A 25,164-nucleotide genomic window follows, 5' to 3' on the forward strand; every position below is an offset into this window, starting at 1 on the left:
ATGACAAAGCTAATTATTCACTTAGTTTCAGACTCTTCCGTGCAAACTGCAAAATATGCAGCAAATTCTGCCCTTGCACAATTTACTTTCGTAAAACCAAAATTATATCATTGGCCAATGATTAGAAATTTGGAATTGCTAAATGAAGTATTAAGTAAAATAGAATATAAACATGGGATAGTATTATACACGATTGCCGATCAAGAACTCCGAAAAACTTTAACGAAATTTTGCTATGAATTAAAAATTCCATGTATTTCTGTAATAGGTAAAATTATTAAAGAAATGTCTGTTTTTTCAGGTATTGAAATAGAAAAAGAACAGAATTACAATTATAAATTTGATAAAACTTATTTTGATACACTTAATGCCATAGATTATGCTATAAGACATGATGACGGACAAATGCTTAATGAATTATCAGAGGCTGATATAATATTAATAGGTCCTTCTAGAACTTCTAAGACACCGACTTCCGTATTTCTAGCGTATAACGGTTTAAAAGCTGCCAATATTCCTTATGTTTATAATTGCCCCTTTCCTGATTTTATAGAAAAAGATATAGATCAATTGGTAATAGGACTCGTTATTAATCCAAATAGGTTAATTGAGATAAGAGAAGCTAGATTAAATCTATTACAAATTAACGAAAATAAAAGCTATACGGATTTTAATATAGTACAAAAAGAGTGCCTAGAAGTCAGAAAAATTTGTGATCAAAGAAATTGGCCGGTAATTGATGTGTCAACTAGATCAATAGAGGAAACAGCAGCTTTAATAATGCGAATATATTATAATAGAAAAAATAAATATAATAAATAAAAAGATTTTCATTATTTACAAGTAGAAGCCTGTACTTTATAATTTTATTTATAAATATAGGTGTTGTCCATATGAATCCGAAAGCAACACTATGTCATTCCTAGCTAAAAGTGACTTTGTTGTATAGATTGAAAAACCTACTCAATGTCATCCCCGCGTGTAGGCGGGGATGACATAAACGAGTCATGCAATAAGGCTGTTAAAAGCGGGAATGACATAAAAGCCATATGGACAATGCTACAAAAACATAGAGGAATTTATGGCAAATAACGTAATGGATAACTCTTTTAAAAAGGAAGTATTAGAATCGGATTTACCTGTACTGGTTGATTTTTGGGCAGAATGGTGCGGACCGTGTAAAATGTTAACACCGATAATAGATGAAATCAGTAAAGAATTACAAGGCAAAGTAAAAGTACTTAAAATGAATATTGATGAAAATCCTAACACTCCTTCAGAATACGGTATTCGTAGTATTCCAACGATAATGTTATTTAAAAATGGTGAACAAAAAGATACTAAAATAGGTTTGCAACAAAAAAATTCTCTTTTAGATTGGATTAATAAATCTATTTAATATTTATTTATGTCACTTAGCCATCCAAAAGTATTTATAGAGATAACTAATGGTTATGTTGAAGGTATTGATACTCATAAAAGAGCTCAAGGTTTAAAGCATTTCTTCTTGAAAAAAGGAGTCTCTCTTTCTCCAAATATACCTATATTAAACAATATTAATTTTTCTTGTTATGAGGGAGAAAAAATAGCTTTTATAGGGAGTAACGGTTCGGGAAAAAGTTCGTTTCTAAAGTTAATCGCCGGAATATATCCGTTAAAATCCGGTACAGTCAAAGTTCATGGAGATATTGCGGCAATTATAGATATGGGAGTTGGTTTTGAGTCTGAGCAAACTGGTCGTGAAAATATAAAAATGTTAATGCTATATAATAATATGCTGGATAAATATAGCAAAAAAATTGAAAAAGAAATTATAGATTTTTCAGAACTTGGTAGTAAAATTGATTTACCGATAAAAATTTATAGCTCCGGTATGTTATCACGTCTTGCTTTTTCTGTATCGATATTTCAAAATCCGCAGATTCTATTACTTGATGAAGTTTTTGCGGCAGGCGATAGCTATTTTATAGAAAAATCTCTTAGTTTAATGAAGAATAAATTTAAAAATACTCCTATTTCAATAATAGTAAGCCATCAAGAAGAAATTATAAAAGATAATTGCGATAGATGTATTTTATTAAAAGACGGCAATATTATAGGTGATGGTACACCATCGGAAATGTTTAAAATCTATAACCAACAACAAGGAAATTCATAAATGATAAAGTATTTTTTTTCTAAAAAATACTGGCGGGCAATAGCATTACTAGTTAAAGCTTCTATAATTAGGCAAAATAAAGATTCTTTTTTAGGTTCTTTATGGAGTTTAATTCAGCCTTTTATTCACATAATGGTAATTTCATATTTTTTCGGTTTTTTATTAAGACAGCCGAGAGAATTTATTGTAATGAACTTAGTCGGCAGTATTCCTTTGTGGAGTTTTATAGTAAGCAGCTTAACGATTTGTTCAAGTTCTTTAGTTACACGTGATCAAATAATAAAAAAAGTTAGAATTTCTAAGACTTTTTTTCCTGTTGCGGATAGTTTAGGGCAATTATATACTTTAATTTGCTCATTTTCGGCAATGTATTTTGCTTTTATTTTATTATTTCCAGAAAAATTTTCTTGGCAAATAATATTTATGCCGATATTAATTTTGCCCTTAATAATATGTGTGATTAGTGGTTCTATCGCAGTAGCATTTTTAACGCCGTATATTCGAGATATTCCGCAAATGTTGAGTGTTATTCTTGGAGTTATTTATTGGAGTATACCGATAGTTTATCCATATTCGCTAATTCCGGAGTCTAAAAAGATATATTTTGAATTTAATCCGTTCTTTTTAGTTATAAGACCCGTACAAGCGTTGGTGATTGACGGAACATTACCGGATATGATGCTGATAGTTAAGTCTATTATAGTTGCATTTGTTACTGTTTGTATCAGTTATTTAATTTATAGACAATTTTCTAAAAGAGTTATTTATTATTTATGAAACTTGGTTTTAATCTAGATTTTAATGAATTAGATTTAACCGGACTTAAAAAATTAGATCAAATATTTTTAGATTATCTCTTTAAAGCTGATAGATCTTTGCATAAAGATTTAATGTTATTTAGATCGACTCCTCTCTCCATTATTCCAAAAGATTATTCCGAATTTTTGCTAAAAATTTCCCCTCATTTAGACGATTTTTTAGCAGAGTTATTTTGTATTTCAAAAGAAATAACGATATCAAGGTTAAAACATAAAGATTTTGATATTATTTATGAATGTAAAAGAAAATTTGTTCAACGTGTTGCCGTAAAAAAATATCCACTGGAAAAAATAAAAGATATTGATTTTGAAGATGTGTATTTAAAACTAACTGATTTAATAGGTGCGAATTTTACTTCTAGAGAATTTGCCAAACAAATAATTATATGGCAACAGGCAGAAGAAAGTTTTGCAGAAGAATTAGACATAGCAGCTAGGTATGCTGCGTATAGGGTTTATTTGTGTGAGAGTATCAAGCCACAGGATAACATCCTATTCAACCTCCCACAAAAACTAGATAAAGAAAATCTAATAGACGATAAAAAAATATTAAAATATCAAAAAAATGAGAGAGTAGATTTTGACTATACAGATTCTTTTTTAAATCTAGATGAAGCTTTAAACCATTCTCATTATTGTATTTATTGCCATAAGCAAGATAAGGATAGTTGTTCTAAGGGATTACTGCAACCTCAGAATCGTCATTGCGAGGAGCAAAGCGACGTGGCAATCTCAGGAGATTTGACGAGATTGCCACGCTCCTTGCAGTTGCTTGCAATGACGGATTTAAAACAAGGTTGCCCGTTAAAACAAAAAATTTCTGAAATGAACTATGTTAAGGCACAAGGTTTTAACCTAAGTGCTCTTGCTATTATCGTTATTGATAATCCGATGGTTGCAGCAACAGGTCATAGAATTTGTAATGATTGCTCAAAAGCTTGTATTTACCAAAAGCAAGATCCGGTAAATATCCCATTAATAGAATCAAATATTTTAGAAGAAACACTTAAATTACCTTACGGCTTAGAGATATATTTACTGCTTACTCGTTGGAATCCGCTTAATATTTATGCACCGCTTCCGAAAGAACCTACTAATTATAATATTTTAGTTACCGGTCTTGGTCCTGCAGGTTTTAGTCTTAGCTATTATTTATTACGGTCAGGTCATAATGTTGTGGCTATTGACGGTTTAAGAATTACTCTACTGCCTTTTGACGTTCATAAGCCTATAAAATTTTGGCATGAATATAAAAATTTGTTATCGGAAAGAATGCCAAGAGGATTTGGAGGGGTAGCGGAATATGGAATTACTGTTCGGTGGGATAAAAACAATCTCGATATATTGCGGCTAATATTAGAGAGAAATAATAATTTCAAATATTATGACGGAGTAGCTTTAGATTTTAATATAACGAAAGAACAAGCTTTCGATTTGGGTTTTGATTATATAGCTTTTTGCATTGGAGCAGTTCAGCCGAAAGTTTTGGATATAGAAAATTTTGAAGCTAAGGGCGTAAAAACGGCTTCTGATTTCTTAATGACTTTGCAAAACGGAGGGGCATTTTTGAAAAATTCTAGTACTAATATGGTAATTAGGATGCCGATTGCGGTAATAGGCGGCGGTCTTACTTCCTTAGACGCAGCAACGGAAAGTTTATATTACTATAAAAAACAAGTAGAGGAATTTGCCGAAGATTATATAGAAAAAGATTTAGCAGAGGAAGATAAAGAAATAGCTGAAGAATTTATTGCTCATGCAAAATTGTTTAAAGAAGCTAAGAATAATGAAGAATTAAGAAAGGTTTTTAATAAGCTTGGGGGTGCTACTGTCTACTATCGTGGAAGATTGCAAGATTCGCCGGCATATAAATTAAATCACGAGGAGCTAATATATGCATTAGCACTCGGTGTTGATTTTAAGGAAAATATGCAACCTTTAAGGATTAATGTTGATAAATACGGTCATGTGGAATCTGTGGAGTTTGAGAATCGAAACCGTCATTGCGAGCAGTCAAAGACTGCGTGGCAATCTCAGGAGTTTGGCTTAACAAGATTGCCGCGTCAATGCTACGCATTTCCTCGCAATGACATCAAAACCAAAACCGTGATTATGGCAATCGGTATAGAAAATAACACTCAATTCGATGAGGATAAATATAGCTATTTCGGTGATTGTAATCCTAAATATTCGGGTAGTGTAGTGAAGGCTCTTGCTAGTACCAAAGAAGGGTACGACGCTATTAACAAAAAGCTTATAAATAATAATCCTAGCTTTAAAGGTAGTTATAAAGATTTTTGTACGCAGCTTGATTATTTGCTGACTTCTAGGGTTAATAAAATAAATATTTTAGATGATAAAACTTTTGAGTTGATAATTCATTCGCCGCTTGCTGCTAAAAATTTTAAGTTCGGACAGTTTTTTCGCTTACAAAATTATTCTGAAGATGCTGCTAAGTTAATAGAGCCTGTAGCCTTAAGCCCTATCGATATTGATGTAGAAAAAGGCTTAATTAGCTTTATAGTTTTTGAAGTCGGTAAATCTACTAGCTTATGTAAAACATTATCCGAAAATGAGAAAGTAGTTTTAATGGGACCGACAGGTTCGCCGCTAGAAATACCTCAAAATAAAAAAATAGTTATTGTTGATTTCGAAGTCGGTAATATAGGCTTATTAAAAGTTCTAAAAGAAAATAATAATGAAGTTATATTTGTTACCTATCCTGATATAAAAATCCGTAAATTAGTTTCAGTGGATATAGTAATAATTAATGCTTCTCCTGAAATAATAGAAGAATTGCAAAGTCTAAAAAATGAAATATTCAGTGAAAATACAAAAATAATAGTTAGCGTTAATTCATCGATGCAATGTATGATGAAAGGAATTTGCGGACAATGTATTCAAAAAGTTAAAGGAGAGCAGAAATATATTTTTGCATGTAGCCAGCAAAATCAAAATGCAGAAATAGTTGATTTTAAGAGCTTGAAAACTCGTTTACGCCAAAACTCTTTGCAAGAAAAAATGAGAAAATTAGTGGCTAATTCATCAATATGAGATTCTAAATTAAAACCATTTAGCTCTGTAGGAGTCAATAACAGGTGAAAAGTTGTGGGGCATCTATTAAATCTGTTGTGAAGGCAAACTGTTATACTGGGATGATTTTTATATAAATTAGATTGAACAACAACAGCGGGGTGAGGTTTACCATAATCTCCAGATATTACACCAAGCAACAATATATCTTTTTTTAATTTCTATTATTTCCATTCATCTAACCAACTTTCTTCATTGTGTTTTAACCATAAGTTGGCATCAGGATATTGTAACACAAAGTGTTACATATCGCTAGTTAAATAAATTTACTTCTCAAAACGACAAAATGCTCTACTACTATCTTGATTAAGAAAATCGATAATTTGTATTACTATAGAATTATTGTTATATTTTTCAGCAACTTGTTTTATACGCTCAGCAAAATTACCTTCACCTGAGAAGATTTCTTCGATAGCTTTTAAAGCACTTAAAGACTTTACTTTATCAAACCCTTTTCTATTCATACCGATTAGATTTAAGCCCTCAAGCACCGCACGTTTGCTACTTACAAGCCCAAACGGTATTACATCTGCTCCGACCGGCGATAGCCCGCCAATCATCGAATATTCACCGATTCTAGCATATTGATGTACGGCAGACAGTCCGCCGATTATTGCATAATCACCTACCCCAATATGACCTGCTAGGCTTACATAATTAGCAAATACTACATTATTGCCGATTTTACAATCATGACCTATATGGACGCCGACCATAAATAAATTATTATTTCCTACTCTTGTCATCATTCCGCCGCCTTGGCTTCCTGCTTGTACCGTAACATATTCTCTAATAGTATTATTAGAGCCAATTATTGTGCTTGATCGCTCATTAGCATATTTTAAGATTTGTGGAGGTTGACCTATTGATGCAAAAGGATAGATTACGGTATTTTCGCCGATTTCGGTAATCCCTTCAATTACTACATGGGATTTTAGCTCGACATTGTCATTAAGCACAACTTCAGGACCTATAATACAATACGGTCCGATTTTTACGTTTTTACCAAGCTTTGCACCTTCTGCAATTACAGCTGTAGTATGGATATTAGAATTTGACACTTGTCCCTATGTTTTATCTTTAATCATTGCGGTAAACTTACTTTCTGCAGCTATTTCACCTTCGACCGTAACCGTACTTGAAAATTTCCATACGTTAGCTCTTTGCTGATCAATAACAGCGTGGATATGCATAGTATCCCCCGGCTGAACAATTCTACGAAATTTTGCATTTTCGATAGTCATTAAAAACACTTCTTTATTCTTAGTAGAACCTAAAGATTTAGCAACTAATATAGCAGCTAATTGTGCCATAGCCTCAACCATTAGAACACCGGGCATAACAGGTCTTGCCGGAAAATGTCCTGTAAATTGCGGTTCGTTAACAGTAACGTTTTTAATACCTGTTATTGATTTGTTAGGATCGATTTTAAGTACTCTATCTACTAATAAAAATGGATAGCGATGAGGTATCCAATCCATGATTTCGGTAATATCTATGATCATTTATTTAGATCTCTTCTTTAATGTAAATTTTCCGTCATTGCGAGGAAATTATGAAATAATTGACGAAGCAATCTAGTAAAAAGTACTAAAATCAGCACTTTTTGCTAATTTTTTTGGATTGCCACCGTAGCCTATGGCTGCTCACAATGACGACTCAGGTATTCATGCAACAACAAAGCTCTTTTCAATAGCAAGCTACTTTTTTAATTTGCTATTAGAGGTCTTTAGTAATTGTTTCATAATAATAGATTGTCTATGCCAATCCATAATAGGAATTGCAGGGCTGCCGCCGACAATTTTACCTGCTTCTATATTTTGTGCTACACCGCCTTGTGCCGCTACCTGTGCCCCGTCGCCTATATTTAGATGTCCGGCGATTCCTACTTGCCCTCCAAGAGCACAATATTTACCGATCGTGCTACTTCCTGCTATACCTGTCTGTGCTACGATAATAGAGCCTTTACCTATTTTGACGCCATGCCCTATTTGTACTAAATTATCTATGCGGCATAAATCTTTTATAATTGTATCTTGAAGTGATCCTCTATCAATAGTAGTGTTTGCACCAATTTCAACATTATTGCCGATTTGAACTATTCCTATATGAAATATTTTGTGATGTACGCCTTTTTCGGTAGAAAATCCAAACCCGTCCTGTCCAATTTTTGCACCTGCAAGTATTACGACGTCGTCGCCTATAATTGCATAATTTATTGAAACATGTTGTTCTATTCTAGCGTTTCTGCCGATATTTACTCCTCTACCTATAAAACTTCCAGCTTCTATAATACTATTATCACCTATAATAACATCGTCTTCAATAACTACATTGTGACCTATATAACAATTTTTTCCGATAGTCGCCGAATCTGCAACAATAGCGGATTTCATTATTTTAGTAGGGTATGATTTAATAGGAGCATAAAAAAAATCTATTAATTTGCCGTAAGCAAAATATGAGTTCTGGGCGTGTAATAAAACAGTATTTGGATTTGCTTCTCCCGTAAAATTTTTCGGCACTATACAAGCAGCAGCTTTGGTAGTTTTTAAAAATTCGGAGTATTTAGGATTGCTTAAAAAGCTAATATCATTTGGTGATGCTTCCTGCAGAATTTTAATATCATGAATAGCTATATCTTCAATCTTAGGAGGTGCTATAATATCGTGTAAAAAATCTATAATTGCTGTTAGTTTTCGTGGCCCTAGATTTTTATAAAAATTACTACTTACCATATAACTTTAAGCAAATTAATCATTAGCGACAGTATATAAGTGATAGTTTTATTATGCAACAAAATTTACAGGTGGAATAAAATTGCTAAGTAAAGAATGATGTCGTCATTGCGAGCAGCCGTAGGCTGCGTGGCAGTCTCATGATAATAACAAACTCCTGAGATTGCTTCGTCAATTGCTATGCAAATTCCTCGCAATGACGGAAAAACCGATCCACGCAACAACGTCTACTTGATTGTAAGATCTGGGAAAAAAATAGATAAAAAGTCACAAATATTAATTTACGTTTTATTAAGAAGAATTAAATTAATGTATTGTAGTTATTTTAGTACAAATCTTATCAATTTTTACAAAAATATTAATAATGATCTAATGTCTTTTAATAAAGCCTAAATTATATTAACTAAATCAAGGTATTGAAAATGTTAGAAATAAAGAACTTAGCCTTTGTAGGTGGTGGAGTAAAAGTTATCGCGTATGCAGGGGCTCTAAATGCATTAAAAGACAAAGATTGTTTAAAAAAATATCCAGAAAGTAGTTGGAGCTTCCGGTGGTGCAATAGCTGCTTTCTCCATAGCACTAGGATATCAACCGGAAGAAATTGAGGATATACTTAAGAAAATTGATTTTAATAAATTTTCAGATCATACTAGTAAATAGCACCAAGTGTATAATCTTGTATTCTACGGAGGGTTAAATTCTGAGAAATATCTAGAAGAATTTTTAAGGCAATATTAAAAAACAAGGGATTTGACCCCGATATTACTTTTAAACAGCTACATGACAGTCAAAAAACAAATATAGATTTATACGTAGTGTGTACTAATCTCAGTACTCAATTTCCGGAAATTCTATCTTATGAAAATGCTCCTGATGAGAAAGTCGTAAAATTCGTATACGCTTCAGGGGCTTTTCCTATATATTTTCAGTCCGTACAAAAAACTGTTCAAGGAGTAGTTTCAACATATGTGGATGGTGGAGTTACGAATAATTACCTGGTTGAGATGTTTGATGATAAAATTGCAGCACGAAGCCTCCCTCAAACAGATAATAAAAATTATAAAACTCTTGGGTTTAAACCAATCAATAAAGAAATATTAGAAGCTTATCAGAATGGTACAGAACCTAAACCGTTTGTGGATACTACTACTGTTGTGGATCAACTATATGCATTAGCTGAAGTTCTCACAAGCTTTGACTTGATAAGTTGTTTTCAGAATCATGATAGAACAGTTTTTATTGATGATCATAATATATCAGCTTTAAGTTTTGATATCACAGCTGAACAAAAAGAAGCATTAATAAATTCAGGTTATTCTGCAACTTATGACTATGTGATGAGAATAGAGAATATAATGCTTGCAGGACTAGGAGTAAACGATTAATGATAGCCTTGTATTATAACAACGCGAGTGGATAACCCGCTATTCGCTTTAATCTTGTTTTACAGATAGCATAAAAGGTATTACAAAATAAAGATTGATATCGTCATTGCAAACGACTGTAAGCTTTGTTGCATGGCTCGAAAAACCCACTCGATGTCATTTCCGTGAAAGCGGGAATGACATAAAACGAGTCATGCGAGCAATACCAATTTTTGAAATCAATAATCATATTGACTTGTTTAAAGTTTTGCTTAGAATCATCTTGGAACAGCTAAGGTTGTTCTGGAGTATAGAAACCTCCATCAACAGGCGGTAAAATCACCGTTAAATTGGTTTATTCCTCGATATTTTACGGTCGGGGAGGTAGTAGTCATGTTCAGGGCTTAGAGTATTAACTTTAAGCCTAAAAACTACTCAGCTGTTCTTGTTGACGGTGTTTCTAACTCCCTGATCACCAATCGGGCTTTAACTTAGCTTCTTGGTGATCAAATTTGAATCATTTAAGTTTAACTAATGAGAACTAAGCCGTTATGAACACTAAAACAGTAGAAATAGCTATTATTGAGCCATATCTAGATTTTTTTATTAAAGACAAAGACTTAATTACATGAAATTTATCCAAAGGGTATAAATAGGGAATTAAGAATAGAATTTATTTTAGTTAAAAAACTTTACACATAATATTCTTACTACAAATTAATTAGAAATTTATTCAATTTACCATACCGAAAATTATACTTATAATCGATAAACAACTTTTAAAAGCATTGCTTGGTTTATTTCGTTCAATTATTCTTGGCACTGTATTATATCTAAACTTAGTTAAATTTTTTATCTATGATAAGAATGATTTTGTATTGAACATAAGAGCTTTAAAAAGTAATGAAATTTACTTTTTGTTATATTAAAATTAATTACTTTAAAAAACTGATTAACTGGGAGTAATTAAATAAGCAGAATTTAAATGGTGGAGGCAAGTATACTCAAATGCTTTCAAGAATTGAATTTTATTTTGAGGGGTGAGGATGCGAATCCTTGATAAAATGAAAGAGCAATTTTTGAAAGCAGAAGAGCATAGACGATTTGCTCCACTAAGCGACAGTATATTAAGTAATACTTTTGTGTATAACAAAATTTATAAGCATCATAAAAATTAAAGATGAAGGCAAAATTGTCCCTTTTTATTAAAGCGCTACTTTTTCCAGACAACTCAACATCTATCTCCCATTTTTCATTTTCTAAGTGGGTAATAAGTTTTGTTGTTTTTCTTGCAATAATTCCCTTACCTCGGCAAATGCTTTGTCCGTATCTGCGTAGCTTGCAGCCATATTCCCATTATTATCAGCACTAATAATCATCTCAGGTGGCAGCAGCTTAATAAACTCTAGAGAAACTGCTATTATGCCTTTTTTGGATGCAAGCATTAACAATGTCATTCCGAATTTATCAATAGAGTTAATATTTTCCTCAAACATTCTTGGAATAAGCTCTATACAAACATTATCTAAATCACGTCACATAGCCTTTGTTAATGCAGGCTGACCACGTATATTCTCGATCGTATTAATATAGCCTCGTCAGACATCTTGGGAATAAGTTTTAAACAACCTTCTTCTAAACCTGCATCAGCAGCTAAAATTAAGGCTGTATTACCATCCTCATCGGATTGATTAAATAAATTAGTATTTTTTATTTTATCAATTAATTTTTCAACTTCTTTTTTATCTTCATCTTTTGCGTGTATTACACACGTTAATTTTTCTAGTAAAGATATTAGTTGATTATATAATATTTCATCTGATTCTTCAGGTGTTGATTCTTTATGTATTCCAAAAATTTTTTTATACGTATAAACATAATTTATCCTTATTAACCTAAAGTTAATTAAAATTACAAAAATAAGTTTACAGATGCAATAGAAATTTAATTGAAGATATAAAATAACGTAACGGGATTTAAAGTAAGGAATAGTGGTGGCCACGGTTGGAATTGAACCAACGACACAAGGATTTTCAGTCCTTTGCTCTACCGACTGAGCTACGTGGCCGTATATACTCGATGAACTTGAAAATTTGGCTTCGTCGTTTTTGTAAGTCCTCGGATACTCACGTATTAGTATACGCTCCGCTCTTCGGCTTACAGACTCCTTGATCTTTTCCAAGTTGATCTTCGTCTATACTATTCTTTCATTTATTAGGGTATAAGGCAATATAACTTAAGCTTATAATAGATTAATCGGCTTTTGTCTATTCTTAATTAGTAATATTAGACAAAAATACTTAATTATGATATCATGAGTGTTTATTTTTATAACGGTTTTTATGATCAAAATCGGCAATATTGAGCTTTCTTCAAATATTATACTAGCTCCAATGTCGGGTGTTACGGATTTGGAATTTAGAAGATTAGTGAAAAGATTTGGTGCAGGGCTTGTAGTTTCTGAAATGGTAGCAAGTAGAGCAATGATTGTGGAATCTAGGCAGTCACTAAAAAAAAGTGCCATTATGCGTGATGATGCAACAAGTGCTTGCGTACAGCTAGCAGGCTGTGAGCCGAATGTGATAGCAGAAGCTGCTAAAATGAATGAGGGTATGGGGGCAAAAATTATCGATCTTAATTTTGGCTGTCCGGCGAAAAAAGTAGTAGGCGGTTATTCAGGCTCGGCTCTAATGAGGGATGAGCAGCTGGCAGCTAAAATTTTTGAAGCTACCGTTGAAGCGGTTAAGCTGCCGGTAACCGTTAAAATGCGTATGGGTTGGGATGATAATACGAAAAACGCTCCGACTTTAGCCAAAATTGCTGAAAGCTCAGGTGTTCAGATGATTACCGTTCACGGTAGAACTAGATGCCAGTTTTATTCCGGTAATGCCGATTGGGATTTTATACGATCAGTTAAAGAATCGGTAAAGATTCCGGTTATTGCTAATGGTGATATTACTAATTTTGCTAAGGCAAAAGAAGCCCTACAAAAATCCGGTGCAGACGGTATTATGGTCGGTAGAGGAGCATATGGCAAACCTTGGCTTATTTCACAAATTGATCATTATCTTAAAACAGGTGAAGAAAAATCTGCTCCCTCTATAGCAGAGCAGCTAGATATCGTAACCAAGCATTATGAGGCAATACTTGATTATTATGGTGAATCTGTGGGCGTACCTATTGCACGTAAGCATATTGGCTGGTATAGTAGCGGTTTACCGAATTCAGCAGAGTTTAGAGGTGCTGTTAATTTAATGAACGATCCTCTAGCTGTAAAAGAGAAAATTGCGGAATTTTATACGAGCGTTATGGAGACGAATAAATTAAAAGAATTTTAAGTTTTATTTTTGTAATATTGTTTTTTAGTTTAAGCTATGCAAGTGAAAAAGCAGTAATTATAACTGATTATAAACCGGTATTTTTGCCTGTAATTGCTGAAAATAAAAAAATAAGAATTGCTATTCGTTCTTATTTAAATAATGAAAAATCATATTTCGTTTTAGTAGATCCGAATTCTTTTAAAACTGAAATAGCCCTACAAGAGCTGGTAATTTTACCTACGAATAAAATAGAAAAAGAAAATCTTCTAAAAAAATTAAGTAAAACTCCGTATATTAAAGTTTTAAATAAATATAGCTCTACACCTTATATACAACAAAATTACGGTGCTACGAGTAGCATGTATAAAGTAAAAGGACAGTTCTTGACAATTGACATGTGTCCTTCTTCCAAAAGCTTTGAAGAAGATTTTTTTAAAAAGCTCGTAGAATTATCGATCAAACTAAATAAACCTATTCCGATTGCTATATGTGTTTCAGGATTATGGATTAATAAGCATACAGAAGAATTCTTATGGTTATTAAAACAACAAGAAAACGGTTATTTACAAATAACATGGGTTAATCATTCATTTAGTCATCCTTATTTTAAAGATAAACCTCTTGAAGATAATTTCCTTCTTTCCAATAAAGATGATTTTGAAAATGAAGTATTAGAAGTAGGGAAAATATTAGTAAGTTATAATATTGCTCCGTCACCTTTCTTTCGTTTTCCTGGATTAGTTTCCGATCAAACATTAATAGAAAAATTAAAAGATTTGGGACTTATTCCGCTTGGGAGTAATGCATGGCTTGCTAAAGGCGAAAAAGTTCAAAATGGTTCTTTTATATTGGTACACGGTAATAGTAACGAAAAAGCCGGAATAGATTTAATTATGCCGATGTTACCGGAATTAAAATTACTTCCTATTGAAAAGGCGTTTTTATTACATGACAATTGATTAGTTAGATATTAATAATACGGTAAGCTCATAGTTGTTCTTATATCACATGAAGAATATGAGAAAATTAATCAGCTTGAAGATATGTATTGGGCAATGCAAGCAAAAAATGCGAGTAAAAGTGGTTTTTTATTAGAGGAAGAGAGTAAGGATTTTTTAAATAAGATATTAAATATCTTTCTTATAGGAAAAAGAAATGATGGAGAAGTTTATAAATTAGTTAAAAGAAAAATTAAATAGTTCATAATTATAACTTAACTTTTCTAGTAGGGCTTTTATCTCTTTGAATATCAAGTTTTATATCGAATAGCGGAGAATCTTGTAAAAAATCAATAAGGGAAGATTCTTGTGAATTTTCTTTATGATTTGTTATTATACTACATAAACGTTTATTATTATCTAATACTTCTAGATTTACTTCGATTAAAGGCGGAGTAAGTAAATGCTTAATAATTTCAGACCATTCTATTAAAATTAAATTGCCGTTTAATGCCTCTTCAAATCCAAGTTCATAAATTTCTTCAGGTGATTTAAGACGATACAGGTCATAGTGATATATAGTGAAGTTAGATGCTTTATACGTTTGCAGTAAGTTAAAAGTAGGGCTTATAATGCTTGTATTTTCACCGCAAAAATATTTAATAATTTCACGACAAAAAAATGTTTTACCTGCTCCAAGGTCACCGTTAAGTAAAACTATATCATTTGGTTTTAAGCTTTGTGCTAAAAGCTTTGCAAGCTTCTTTGTCTTTTCTTCGCTATTTAGTGTATGCATTTTTTAACTTGATAAATCATTTGTAAATATTGATTCTGAAAAGTGTTGGAACCTATATTCTGCACATTCCAGTTTTCGCTATTTAATATTATTATTTTAGCGTTTAATTTGTCGTATAATCGTGAATTTTGTTCATTACTTAAAACAAGACATTTGTTATTAGACTCTTTAATTAAATCTTCTAGCTTGCTTATATATCGGAGGCTTTTTTGACTTTCGCTATATAATTTTGCAGTTTTAATATTAGTATTAAGAAAAAAATACTCGCTACTGTCAATTAATAAAATTACGTCTTTTATCGTTGCAAGCTCATTATTTTTAATCTCTTGTAGCTTATTTAATTCTTTAAGTGCTGTTGAAAGGTTATTATTAATATCGTCTTGTAGCTCAGGAAATTTTTCACTAAATATTTGTGCAAATTCCTGTAGTAAAATCACAGCATTATTAAGATCAAGCCAAATATGCCAATTATCTTTTATAGTGGTTAAAGATTTAATATCACTGATTTTTATAATGTTTTTGCTATGATTATCAATTAATTTCTCGGCAAAACCGTCAAATTGTTCATTAATATAAATTGCTATATCAGAATTTTTGACTTTTACTAAATCACTAGGTTTTAAATTATAATGATGTGGACAGTCACTACTAATAGCTAAGCTCTCGATATCCGCTTTATCCTTAACAAGCATCGAAACAATACTGCCGATTGGCGTAATACTTACAACTATCTTAGGCTTAGCATAGCTAGTAAGGCTGAGGAATGTAAGGAGTAGTAATGCTAGGTATGTCATCTCTGTGAAGGTTTGCTTGCATTGATACCAAATCGTCATTGCTAGTGACTGAAAGGAGCATGGCAATCTCAGGATTTTGGCACGAGATTGCTTCGTCAAAATTTTCAATTTTTCCTCGCAATGACGGTTTGACGTACTAGCTCTCATAATTTCGCCAACAACTCTAATTTACTAGGTTTAAAATCCTGCTCTATCCAAAAATTTTTTAGATATTCTAGTTTTGCTCCTATCTTTTTTTTTTCTATATTCATATTTAACAAATCATTACCATTTACTTGGAATTTAGGACGTAATAACGCATCATATTTAAGAATAAATTCTTTTACTTGTGAATGATTTAATTTACCGATTATTCTAGCTGCTAATAAATATTCCTTATAATTCTTTTTTTCAAACCAAATTTTTTTCATGTTAAATTTAGCGTCATTCAGAAAGTTCGTTATTGATAATATTTGCATTGCTTCATGTTTTGAGAATTTCCAATCTAGAAAGACCTTTAAATTTAAATCTTTTTGACAATATAATAAGAGTGCATATCGAGTAACTAATTCTAATTTAAAATCATTTGCCTGCTCAAAAAATTTTATTTCATAATTTTGGATAGAGAATATTAGTTCTAATATTCCTATTTCAAACATAGCTTTTAAAATTTGTGCTGCTCTTTTTGAAACAATAATTTTATCCATTTCGCTTTTAATTCGCTCTCGTGATAAAGTTTTTAAGCCGTCTTTTAAAGCTTTACATGCTTTAAAGCTGCCATCATCAAGCTGATTCGCATAATAGCTAGAAAACCGAAAAAAGCGTAGAATTCGCAAATAATCTTCTTTAATTCTATCTAGAGCTTCCCCTATAAATACAACCTTTTCCTGCTGCAAATCCTTAAACCCTTCAAAATAATCATATATCTCGTTCTTAAAGGGACAATAGCTTAAAGCATTAATAGTAAAATCTCGTCTTGCGGCATCTTCGGCAAAATCGTTGGTGAATATTACTTTGGCATGTCTGCCGTTACATTCAATATCTTTCCTAAGAGTCGTGATCTCAAATTTTTCATTATTTAAATTAGCCGTAATCGTGCCGAATTTTAAACCGGTCGGAATAGTTTTTATTTTAGCTCCAGATAAAATATTTGTTACTTCACTAGGCGTCAAATTAGTAGCTATATCTATATCGCGGCTACCTTTCTCAAGTCGATCTCTTGGATAACTTGCTTCTAAAGGTAATTTGTACGTCGATCCGGTACTCGAATCCTCACGTACGTTTATGTACATTGCGATTCTGCGTTCCGTGTCTCCTTCAAATTCCTCTTTATTAGTTTTGTTATGCAAGAGATCTAGTAACGCATCACGTACGCAGCCGCCTATAAGTCTTGCTTGTCCTTTTTCATTTAAAAGACTCAAGATTTTTCTATATCCTTTTGAGGGGATTTTTAGTATTTTGTGTGTAACTTGCATTATTCGATTTTACCTAAAGTATTGGATAGTTTTTAAAAAGACTTTGATGTCATCCTAGCTAAAAACTGGACCTTGTTATATGGCTCGTTTATGTCATTACCACTTGGCATTGTTATGTGGATACTGAGTCGTCATTGCGAGGAAAAACTGTAAGTTTTGACGAAGCAATCCAGTAAAAAATGCTAGTTTTTAACATTTTTTTATTATTTTTCTGGATTGCCACGCTCCTTACAGTCGCTTGCAATAATGACTTAGTATCCACATAACAATGCCAAGTGGTAATGACATAGAACAAAAACAGTCCGGTACTAAGATTTTACGTACATTCCTTTTTATTGCAAAAGATAAGTATAATAGGGCTTTTTTTAAAATCTTTATTAATCGTTATTAAGCTCCCGCGGCATTTAGATTTATAATTGAGATTAATATGAATTTCGGCTTTCTCACAATGATTATCTTTATTAATGACAATTTTTTGTCCGTAGTTGGTTAAAAAATATTATTCTCTAAAGGTAACACCATACTATCTTTTTGTCCAAACCAATTAGCCCAGTAAGTTCTATTGAAAGCAGGTATTTTATCAGCATGTATTACTAGTTTATTTTCTCTATCTTTAACGATATTCAGAGATGAATATGCCAAAAATAAAAGCAATAATCATTCAGTAAATAAATTGTAAAAATATATTAGAATTTCTAGTAAAGGTTAATATTAAACAAACACAAAAAATGAAAAAAATTGTTGTAAATGAAAGCTCAAAATCAAGCGAAAAATAAACAATAATACCGTAAATAAAACTAACAAAATACCAAATATTTAAATTATTATACTCTGTTTCCAAAGTTATTTTAAAATATCGCAGTGTTTCCTATCAAAAGTTAAAAATGCATTATACGTTATATCTGTTATATTTTCAATCATTAGAACAAAATTCTCTTGTAATTATAAGTTAAGATAAATTAACAAATATATTGCTTTTTATTAACTTATTTATTATAATTCCCAACGTTATGTACATGAAATTTTAATTTAAATTGAGATATTTGTAATGAATAAATTAACAGAACAACATTTACTAAAAAAATCAAGATTTTTAAAATATTCTCTGCTTACCTCTATTGCAGTAGGAGCTGCAATACCTTTTGAGGGTATGGCGATGAGTAAAGAAGCATTTCGTATCGATCTCAGTAATAAATTGTTGAATCACGTGTCACAATTAAACGGACACAAAGATACGACAAATACCCCGCAGCAGATAGGAACAGTAATTGTACCGGAACCAGAAATAAACACATATACTCCATCTGAAATAAGAGAAATGAAAATATCTAACAAACCTAAGGCATCTAATCCATTAAAAGATGTTCCTATAGAGGATCATTATAAAGTGGTAGCACGTAGTAAGTCTGATGTCGGGAAAGCAAGAAAAGTACGACCAATTACTAGATACAAAACATTTGCAGGCATTGAAAAAACAAAACAAAGTCAAAATACTTATACTCCTGAATCGACAGAACAAATGCCTCAAAAACCAGAGATTATAATAACAGCGTCTTCGCCTACTGTTAGCCCAGCTTCAAATAGTTTTATCACTGCACCTAATACACCAAATACTACCCTGACATCACCTGAACATTATACTACGGCACCTGGTACTCCATCATCAACACCGGTGACTCCGTATCAGCCTACTTCAGATTCTAAACCAAATGATAGTTTAGGAGCTAATACACCACCAAACATAAACTCAAAGGCAGCACGAAGATTATCGTTTAGCAGTAGCGACCCGCAACAACAGGCAGTGCAATCTAGCTCACAGGTTAAATCAGAAGTTCCTCCGAAGCCAACATTTGTACCGTTGCCTATAAAAAAAGGCAGTACTGAAATTGTAGCAGGAATGGTAAGTAATATATCACGCGTTAATGAGATGATAGGAATCAAGTTAGCTGAAGTAACACAGGCTATTAAAGATACCACAGGTAAAAAAGATAAAGAACGATTGCAGAAGTTGTATAGGCAGCTAACTTCAACACAAAAAACAACAGAAGTACTCAAGTCAAGAGCTGAAGAGATAGAAACAAAAATCAAAATAGGTAAAAATAAAGATAAAATAAAGAAACTTGAAAAAGAGTTAACAAGTAAAAACAATAAAGCAGATAGATTATTTCAGAAAATAGAAAAAATAGATATTCCAGCAAATAAAGTTTCGATAAAATCGCAGGAAACAGTTCCGGTTACAACGGCGTCAACTGAAGTTAGTGCGTTTCAAGCACAGCAAGCAAGAATTAATGAGGCTCGGCAAGGTATATTTAATAAAAATAAATCAAGCGGAGATAATGCAAGAAAAAGTAATGCTGGAACAAAAAGAGAAAAGAAAAAACAAGAAGCACAAAAGCAGTTATCAGAAATAAAGAAACAAGAAAAAGCTGTAAAAACGGCATCAGATAAAGCTAAAGAAGTAGCTGCTAGTGCAAAAGAAGAAACAAGTAGAACTGCATTACGAGCCATGCAAGATAAAATGAATGGTGATTCTGAACAATTAAATAAGATAGAGGAAAATCTAAAGTTATTAACTCCTGTTGTTTATAATAGTTCTACCGGTTCTACTTATAAGCAGTCGCCAAAAGCAAAGCCAACTATACCATTAAGTCATAGGGTTCAGAGAATTTTAGGTGAACAACCAGAGGATGAAGAGGGGTACTTAGTGCCAATAAAAGTTCAGCAGCAACCTTATACAGTAATGTTGCCGAATCAAGAAATAGAGGACCCTATTCCAAGTCATTCAAAAGATATTTATGAGGCTAAGGTTTCACAATACATTAATTATTTGAATAGAATACAGCCAAATCAGTCAAATCAAGCTCAAATAGATAGTGTAATAGATAGTTTAGCAACAGAAATGAGAAAGTTTAGTGCGGATCAATTTAGTCAAAAATTAGGTGAGATTGCACATCTTGCCAGTATAAAGGCATATGAAGGTTTGTTCGATAAATTATATGAAATTCAGCAAGCTAGAATTTCAGAAACTCAAAAAGTATATGAGCAAGCGGAAATATCTCAGTCTTATGCAGAGTATGAAGAGAATTCAAGAAAAAGCAGTACTCCAGTATTATCACCCTCGTCTTCAGCTAAAAGTGTAATATCATCAAATTTTGAAGAAAAATCAGCATTGTTACAAACCACAACTACAGATGAAAGCTTGAGATCTGACAACAATTGGAAAAATTCTGCACCATATTCTTCAAGTCCAAAGCTTAATAAAAGAGGATTAGAATATTTAGATTTAGCTGGCGACGCGTTCGTTCAGAATCTAAAACAATCTGATACGTTAACTATAGAAACTCTTGGTTTAATAACGCCAACACAAAATACAACTGTTGCTAAAAGTGACTCATCGAGGAAAAATAATGTAAGTGGAAGTATTCCGGAGGTACAACAACTGCAATCAGAAAAAATGCGTACAGAAACTTTAGGTGTGCAGGATGATCTAGGGCTAGATTTACATTATGCACCTCAAGAAACTTTAACTGAAGAAAGTACCTATTTAGTTTCTAGTAAGAAAAAACAAGGTAATATAATAAAGAGAGCTGTATCAAAAGTAGAGTCAATTTTGCACACAAATTATTCAGAGAACAGAAAAAGGAAAAGAGATGGAGAAACCTCAAAGCAAAGAACAGTAGATCAAGAGGGAGAATTTGGCCACGCTTGGGGAAATGAGAATCATAAGGAGTCTAGTTTAAGTGTAGTTAGTGGATTCACAAACAAGGCAACTCAGCTTATAAGCCTTTTAGATGCAAAGAGAACCGCAATACTGCAAACAACCAGTCCTTCACAAAGAAAATCACTTAGTTTAGTTTTACAGGAAATAGAAAATGATTACCGAGAAGCAATTAAAATCTCTCAAGAATTACAGCAGGTATTAATACGCAAACCGGAAGATATAAAAGCTTATAATGCAAAAGCAGAAAAAAAATTGGATGCTATTAAAAGCAGAGCAGATAAACACTTTGATAATATAGAAACAGATGTAGATATTGGATTTAATCCAAATGGGGGAAATAGTCATTCTATGCCGACTGCTAATATGGATAGCTTACCAAAAAATTTAGCTGTAACCCCACCTATAAATGTAGGGTCACTATATAACTCTCCGCAAGCTCAACAATTTCGAGAAGATCATAAAAATATTATAATAAATGATAGATCACAAGGTAGACTAAATTTGGTTGATAGTACTATTAAAAAAGGTACACAGCCATTATCTAATTTATCTACTATATATGAGTCGGTTAGTGATGAGAATTTAGCATCAGAAACAATATATAAGACAGAGCAACCTAAGCCATCTATAAGTTACACGAATACTAGTAAACGAAAATTACCTATACCATTATTCAGAAGTGCCGAGCTTGACAAGAAATTAGAGTATTTAGATTTAGAAGATAAACTATTAGAAGTAGAGGAAGCTAGAATAGTTAAGGAAAAGCAAGCTATTGCCAAATTGAATCAATATCAAGATCCAGAAAACCTAGAATTTAAGCGGTTAGCTATGGAAGCACTAGACTTATCTTTAAAAGAATCACAATTAAAAGCAAAAAGGAAAGCCATAGGAGCAGAATTTTCTTTAAATGAAAAGTCTTCAAGCACAGATGTATCAATACGTTCCTATTCAATTGATGACATAAGCAGTGTACTTAGTGGTGCAGAATCAAATCTATCCCGTTCACCTTCGGTTAGTGGCTTAGAGGATTTAAACAATTCTAATGTTATGCAATTAGGGGAATTAAAATCTAAACATGAAAAAATAGCCAATGATTATAATAAGGAATTGGAGTTAGATACTTTAAATAAAGAAAAGATTTGGTTAGATCTAGATACTGAATCTAAACCTAAGGTAACTGAGAGTAAGCCGGTATTTTCATGTTCATCTTCAGTTGGTAGCATAAACAGCTTCTCTAATGATGATGATTTGAGTAGTCGTGATGTTGTAACTCCGGTAGATACTCTAAATATAGAAATTAATAAAGATTATGTAGATACCTATATAAGAGTATTAAGCAATAAAATACAAAAAATAGAAGAATTGTCTGGCTCAAGTTCTAGAAGTGAGGAACTTAATCATATTAAAGAAGCAATGGCTTATATAAGTAATCGTATACAGGATGTAGAGGAATTAGATGAAAAAATGCTTTTAGTAATAAATTCACAATTACAAGAACATGATGAAAAAATTTCTTCGTTACTTCGCGAAGAAGCTACAGATATTCTTGCTCAGTTATTGCTACAAGAAATGTTAGTGTCGGATGGTAAATCAGAATCTACCTTACCTGCAGGAGATGAAGAACAAGAAGACACAGAAGTAAGTAGACAATTATCTTCATTACCTGCACTTGCATCAAGTAATGAGAGTGCATTAGCATTAAGTGACGATAGAGAAAAGGAATGTTTAGCATTAGGCGATGGTAGCGAAGATGAAGAAAGTTATGATTCAGGATTTGAAGAGGAAGAAGAAACAATAGGACAATTATCCGATTCCGATGGGGGTAATCTTAAAATAACGGAAGTTGATACGGTTATTCCTCTTGAACAGGAAGCAAAAAAAGAAATGCAAATGCAAATTTCAGAAAACGCTCCTACTTTAAATCAAGCGAAAGTTGTTAATACTATTGTAAATAATATGATTCGTAACAGATTAGATGTGAATATGTCTAATAATATGGCAGTGGGAGCCGGTGATGAAGAAGAGTCTCATATAAAAAGAGGTTTGTGGATGCGTGGTATGTACGGCACTAATAATCATGGACGCGTTGAGAATATGACCGGTTATAGAGGTACTAACAAAGGTGCTACTATCGGGTTCGATGCTGAAATCGACAATAATATCGTAGGTATAGCTTATAGTAATGTTCATTCAGTATTTAAATTTAAAAATAGTAAAAATAATGATAAAGAACTTATTAATAGTTATGTGGTTTCTATTTACGGACAAAAAGAATTACCGAAGAATTTTGCACTACAAGCTTTAGTATCTGCTTCTAAAAACTTTATTAAAGATAAAACAACTTATTCATATGGTGATACTAAAATTAAAAGTAATGTAAAACATCGTAATCATAGTTATAATGCGGAAGCATTACTGCATTATAATTATCTCTTGCAGGGCAAGCTCGTTATTACCCCGAATATCGGCTTAAGATACGGGAAGTCACGAGACGGGGTATATAATGAAACCGGTGTTAACGTACAAGAAATAGCTCTTACAATGAAAGAGAATAATATATTGTCCGGAATTGTCGGTACTAAAGTCACAGTACCTTTAAAAGATGCTCTAAAATTTAATAATTTAGGTCTAACATTCCAAGGAGCGGTAGAACATAATTTTAAAGAGAAAACCCAAAGAATAAATAGAGTTGTTAAAATATTTGATAATACATTCAAACATAATTATCTAATACCGAAGCAACCGAAAACATCCTATAATTTAGGAACGGGTATTATAGGCAGTATCAAAAATACTACTATTTCGTTGGATTATAATTATTATCTAAATAAACATTATAGAAGTCATCAAGGTAGTGTTAAGCTTAAGGTAAACCTATAATTTTTATACTTGCAATATTTGCAAAGGTGTTATATAAAACTTCTAACTTAATTTCATGCCGTGGTCATAGCCACGGTATGACTAACTATATTGCTTACTTTAAAATTAAGGCCCCTTCGTCTAGCGGTTAGGACACCACCCTTTCACGGTGGGAACACGGGTTCAAGTCCCGTAGGGGTCACCATTCTATATTTTCCTATAATATAAGATCTTAAATAATCAAAACTATAAAGCACCACCCTACCGACTTTGTCCATGGGTTATTTAGTTTACATGCTTATATGGATTCTACAGAAAATGATATTGTAGAGTTTGCTGTAGAAAAAGAAAATAATGAAAAGGTCAAAACCCGAAATGAACAATTAAAAGACTGGAGCCTGAAATAGGTAGATATTACGCAGTAGCATATGTAAATGAAGTAAAACAAATTGTACTTACCTATCGAGGTACTACATTTGAAAAATTAGATTTGCTCAAAACTAATTCACCGTTTAAAGCTCATTTTAAAAGTATTTTAGGTGGACAGATAGTGGCCACAGCAAGCGGCCGCATATGAAGCTACAAAGGAGATTACCAAATATGCTGAAGAGAATAATTATAATTTATCTTTCACAGGTCATTCTTTAGGTGTATGGCTCGCAGAGCTTAGTTTATATTTTGCTCATAGAGATTTTCATTATCCAAAAGCAAAGGCAATCACATTCGATAGCCCGGGTTTAGCTACAGAAAATCTTTAGCCGCAGATGTATGTATAGCCATGAAACTACCTTTGACGTAAAAATTTTAAATATAACAACTTATTTATCAGCTCCAAATTTTGTAAATGTCTGTAATCCGCATATTAATAAAGCACTTGATATTTATTACCTTTAGCAAGCAATCTAATATATAAAAATGCTACTGCAACGACATTTGGAAGCTTCTTAGAGGTAATCGATCAGCTTATAAACGGTAATATTGCAACCGGACAATTTTTAGATGTTTATAAGCATTTAGAAAATAATGCCGCACAAGGTCGCCCATCAAAAGAGATCATAACCCCTTAGGGAACATTTGAACTTTCTTACAAAGGTCATTATCGTATAAAATA

22 protein-coding genes and 2 tRNA genes are annotated in these 25,164 nt (G+C 32.3%); 13 read left to right on the plus strand and 11 right to left on the minus strand.

The window, feature by feature from the left end:
- The 5 genes from RSA_RS00005 (at position 1) to RSA_RS00025 (ending at position 6,030) form a co-directional block, all read left to right on the plus strand.
- Positions 1 to 822: a pyruvate, water dikinase regulatory protein gene (locus RSA_RS00005; RefSeq protein ID WP_014364319.1), complete on the plus strand. Its 822-nt coding sequence runs from the start codon at positions 1 to 3 to the stop codon at positions 820 to 822.
- Positions 823 to 1,081: 259 nt separating this feature from the next.
- On the plus strand, positions 1,082 to 1,399 hold the full coding sequence (gene trxA, locus RSA_RS00010) for a thioredoxin (RefSeq protein WP_014364320.1): 318 nt from the start codon (positions 1,082 to 1,084) through the stop codon (positions 1,397 to 1,399).
- A gap of 9 nt (positions 1,400 to 1,408) precedes the next feature.
- Positions 1,409 to 2,158, plus strand: a complete 750-nt coding sequence (locus tag RSA_RS00015) for an ABC transporter ATP-binding protein (RefSeq protein ID WP_012150227.1) — start codon at positions 1,409 to 1,411, stop codon at positions 2,156 to 2,158.
- Positions 2,159 to 2,935 (plus strand): ABC transporter permease, encoded by a 777-nt coding sequence (locus RSA_RS00020; protein WP_014364321.1) that lies wholly within the window; start codon positions 2,159 to 2,161, stop codon positions 2,933 to 2,935.
- A complete protein-coding gene (locus RSA_RS00025) occupies positions 2,932 to 6,030 on the plus strand; it encodes an FAD-dependent oxidoreductase (protein WP_014364322.1) in 3,099 nt (1,032 codons plus the stop codon). The genes RSA_RS00020 and RSA_RS00025 overlap by 4 nt, the downstream gene beginning before the upstream one ends.
- Here RSA_RS00025 and RSA_RS09155 read toward each other — a convergent pair.
- The 4 genes from RSA_RS09155 to lpxD all read right to left on the minus strand — a co-directional run bounded on the left by RSA_RS09155 (position 5,928) and on the right by lpxD (position 8,807).
- Complete coding sequence (locus RSA_RS09155; protein WP_014364323.1) at positions 5,928 to 6,209, minus strand: type II toxin-antitoxin system PemK/MazF family toxin; 282 nt, start codon at positions 6,207 to 6,209, stop codon at positions 5,928 to 5,930. The two genes, RSA_RS00025 and RSA_RS09155, sit on opposite strands and share 103 nt — an antisense overlap.
- Positions 6,210 to 6,335: 126 nt before the next feature.
- On the minus strand, positions 6,336 to 7,130 hold the full coding sequence (lpxA, locus tag RSA_RS00030) for an acyl-ACP--UDP-N-acetylglucosamine O-acyltransferase (protein ID WP_012150231.1): 795 nt from the start codon (positions 7,128 to 7,130) through the stop codon (positions 6,336 to 6,338).
- A gap of 6 nt (positions 7,131 to 7,136) precedes the next feature.
- Positions 7,137 to 7,574 (minus strand): 3-hydroxyacyl-ACP dehydratase FabZ, encoded by a 438-nt coding sequence (fabZ, locus tag RSA_RS00035; protein WP_004997000.1) that lies wholly within the window; start codon positions 7,572 to 7,574, stop codon positions 7,137 to 7,139.
- A 195-nt stretch (positions 7,575 to 7,769) separates the two neighbouring features.
- Positions 7,770 to 8,807 carry a UDP-3-O-(3-hydroxymyristoyl)glucosamine N-acyltransferase gene (gene lpxD / locus RSA_RS00040; RefSeq protein ID WP_014364324.1) on the minus strand — a complete coding sequence of 346 codons (1,038 nt, stop codon included), beginning with the start codon at positions 8,805 to 8,807 and terminating at the stop codon, positions 7,770 to 7,772.
- A gap of 573 nt (positions 8,808 to 9,380) precedes the next feature.
- Here lpxD and RSA_RS10395 point away from each other — a divergent pair.
- The gene (locus RSA_RS10395; protein WP_350223204.1) at positions 9,381 to 9,467 is read left to right on the plus strand and encodes a hypothetical protein; all 87 of its coding nucleotides are present in this window, start codon (positions 9,381 to 9,383) and stop codon (positions 9,465 to 9,467) included.
- A 101-nt stretch (positions 9,468 to 9,568) separates the two neighbouring features.
- Positions 9,569 to 10,192, plus strand: a complete 624-nt coding sequence (locus tag RSA_RS06870; protein WP_231284275.1) for a patatin-like phospholipase family protein — start codon at positions 9,569 to 9,571, stop codon at positions 10,190 to 10,192.
- A 1,238-nt stretch (positions 10,193 to 11,430) separates the two neighbouring features.
- On the opposite strand, the gene RSA_RS00060 is transcribed toward RSA_RS06870, so the two are convergent.
- The 3 genes from RSA_RS00060 to RSA_RS00070 all read right to left on the minus strand — a co-directional run bounded on the left by RSA_RS00060 (position 11,431) and on the right by RSA_RS00070 (position 12,239).
- Positions 11,431 to 11,667, minus strand: a complete 237-nt coding sequence (locus tag RSA_RS00060; protein WP_014364326.1) for an ankyrin repeat domain-containing protein — start codon at positions 11,665 to 11,667, stop codon at positions 11,431 to 11,433.
- A gap of 53 nt (positions 11,668 to 11,720) precedes the next feature.
- Positions 11,721 to 12,173 carry an ankyrin gene (locus RSA_RS06880; RefSeq protein ID WP_231284235.1) on the minus strand — a complete coding sequence of 151 codons (453 nt, stop codon included), beginning with the start codon at positions 12,171 to 12,173 and terminating at the stop codon, positions 11,721 to 11,723.
- Positions 12,164 to 12,239: transfer RNA gene (locus RSA_RS00070), tRNA-Phe, on the minus strand. Before RSA_RS00070 ends, RSA_RS06880 begins: the two co-directional genes overlap by 10 nt.
- 274 nt (positions 12,240 to 12,513) lie before the next feature.
- On the opposite strand from RSA_RS00070, the gene dusB reads away from it, so the two are divergent.
- The 3 genes from dusB (at position 12,514) to RSA_RS08720 (ending at position 14,690) form a co-directional block, all read left to right on the plus strand.
- Positions 12,514 to 13,509: a tRNA dihydrouridine synthase DusB gene (gene dusB, locus RSA_RS00075; RefSeq protein ID WP_012150239.1), complete on the plus strand. Its 996-nt coding sequence runs from the start codon at positions 12,514 to 12,516 to the stop codon at positions 13,507 to 13,509.
- Entirely contained in the window at positions 13,494 to 14,450 is a 957-nt protein-coding gene (locus RSA_RS00080; protein WP_155813313.1) for a polysaccharide deacetylase family protein, read from the plus strand. The genes dusB and RSA_RS00080 overlap by 16 nt, the downstream gene beginning before the upstream one ends.
- Before the next feature lie 96 nt (positions 14,451 to 14,546).
- The gene (locus RSA_RS08720) at positions 14,547 to 14,690 is read left to right on the plus strand and encodes a hypothetical protein (protein WP_193385864.1); all 144 of its coding nucleotides are present in this window, start codon (positions 14,547 to 14,549) and stop codon (positions 14,688 to 14,690) included.
- A 7-nt stretch (positions 14,691 to 14,697) separates the two neighbouring features.
- Here the strand turns inward: RSA_RS08720 and tsaE are convergent, their stop codons facing one another.
- The 4 genes from tsaE to RSA_RS08725 form a co-directional block, all read right to left on the minus strand.
- Complete coding sequence (gene tsaE / locus RSA_RS00085) at positions 14,698 to 15,225, minus strand: tRNA (adenosine(37)-N6)-threonylcarbamoyltransferase complex ATPase subunit type 1 TsaE (RefSeq protein ID WP_014364329.1); 528 nt, start codon at positions 15,223 to 15,225, stop codon at positions 14,698 to 14,700.
- Positions 15,213 to 16,166, minus strand: a complete 954-nt coding sequence (locus RSA_RS00090) for a metal ABC transporter solute-binding protein, Zn/Mn family (RefSeq protein WP_041472311.1) — start codon at positions 16,164 to 16,166, stop codon at positions 15,213 to 15,215. Before RSA_RS00090 ends, tsaE begins: the two co-directional genes overlap by 13 nt.
- A complete protein-coding gene (locus RSA_RS00095) occupies positions 16,163 to 17,473 on the minus strand; it encodes a palindromic element RPE1 domain-containing protein (protein WP_014364331.1) in 1,311 nt (436 codons plus the stop codon). The genes RSA_RS00090 and RSA_RS00095 overlap by 4 nt, the downstream gene beginning before the upstream one ends.
- A gap of 489 nt (positions 17,474 to 17,962) precedes the next feature.
- Positions 17,963 to 18,115, minus strand: a complete 153-nt coding sequence (locus tag RSA_RS08725) for a hypothetical protein (RefSeq protein ID WP_014364332.1) — start codon at positions 18,113 to 18,115, stop codon at positions 17,963 to 17,965.
- 406 nt (positions 18,116 to 18,521) lie between these two features.
- On the opposite strand from RSA_RS08725, the gene RSA_RS00100 reads away from it, so the two are divergent.
- From RSA_RS00100 to RSA_RS09160, 3 genes are all read left to right on the plus strand, one after another.
- Entirely contained in the window at positions 18,522 to 24,074 is a 5,553-nt protein-coding gene (locus tag RSA_RS00100; RefSeq protein ID WP_014364333.1) for an autotransporter domain-containing protein, read from the plus strand.
- Positions 24,075 to 24,183: 109 nt separating this feature from the next.
- Positions 24,184 to 24,258, plus strand: a tRNA-Glu gene (locus RSA_RS00105).
- Positions 24,259 to 24,643: 385 nt separating this feature from the next.
- Entirely contained in the window at positions 24,644 to 24,811 is a 168-nt protein-coding gene (locus RSA_RS09160; RefSeq protein WP_230455944.1) for a lipase family protein, read from the plus strand.
- Positions 24,812 to 25,164 lie beyond the last annotated feature (353 nt).

It is taken from the genome of Rickettsia philipii str. 364D, assembly GCF_000283995.1.
In the GTDB taxonomy this organism is placed as follows: Bacteria; Pseudomonadota; Alphaproteobacteria; order Rickettsiales; family Rickettsiaceae; genus Rickettsia; species Rickettsia rickettsii.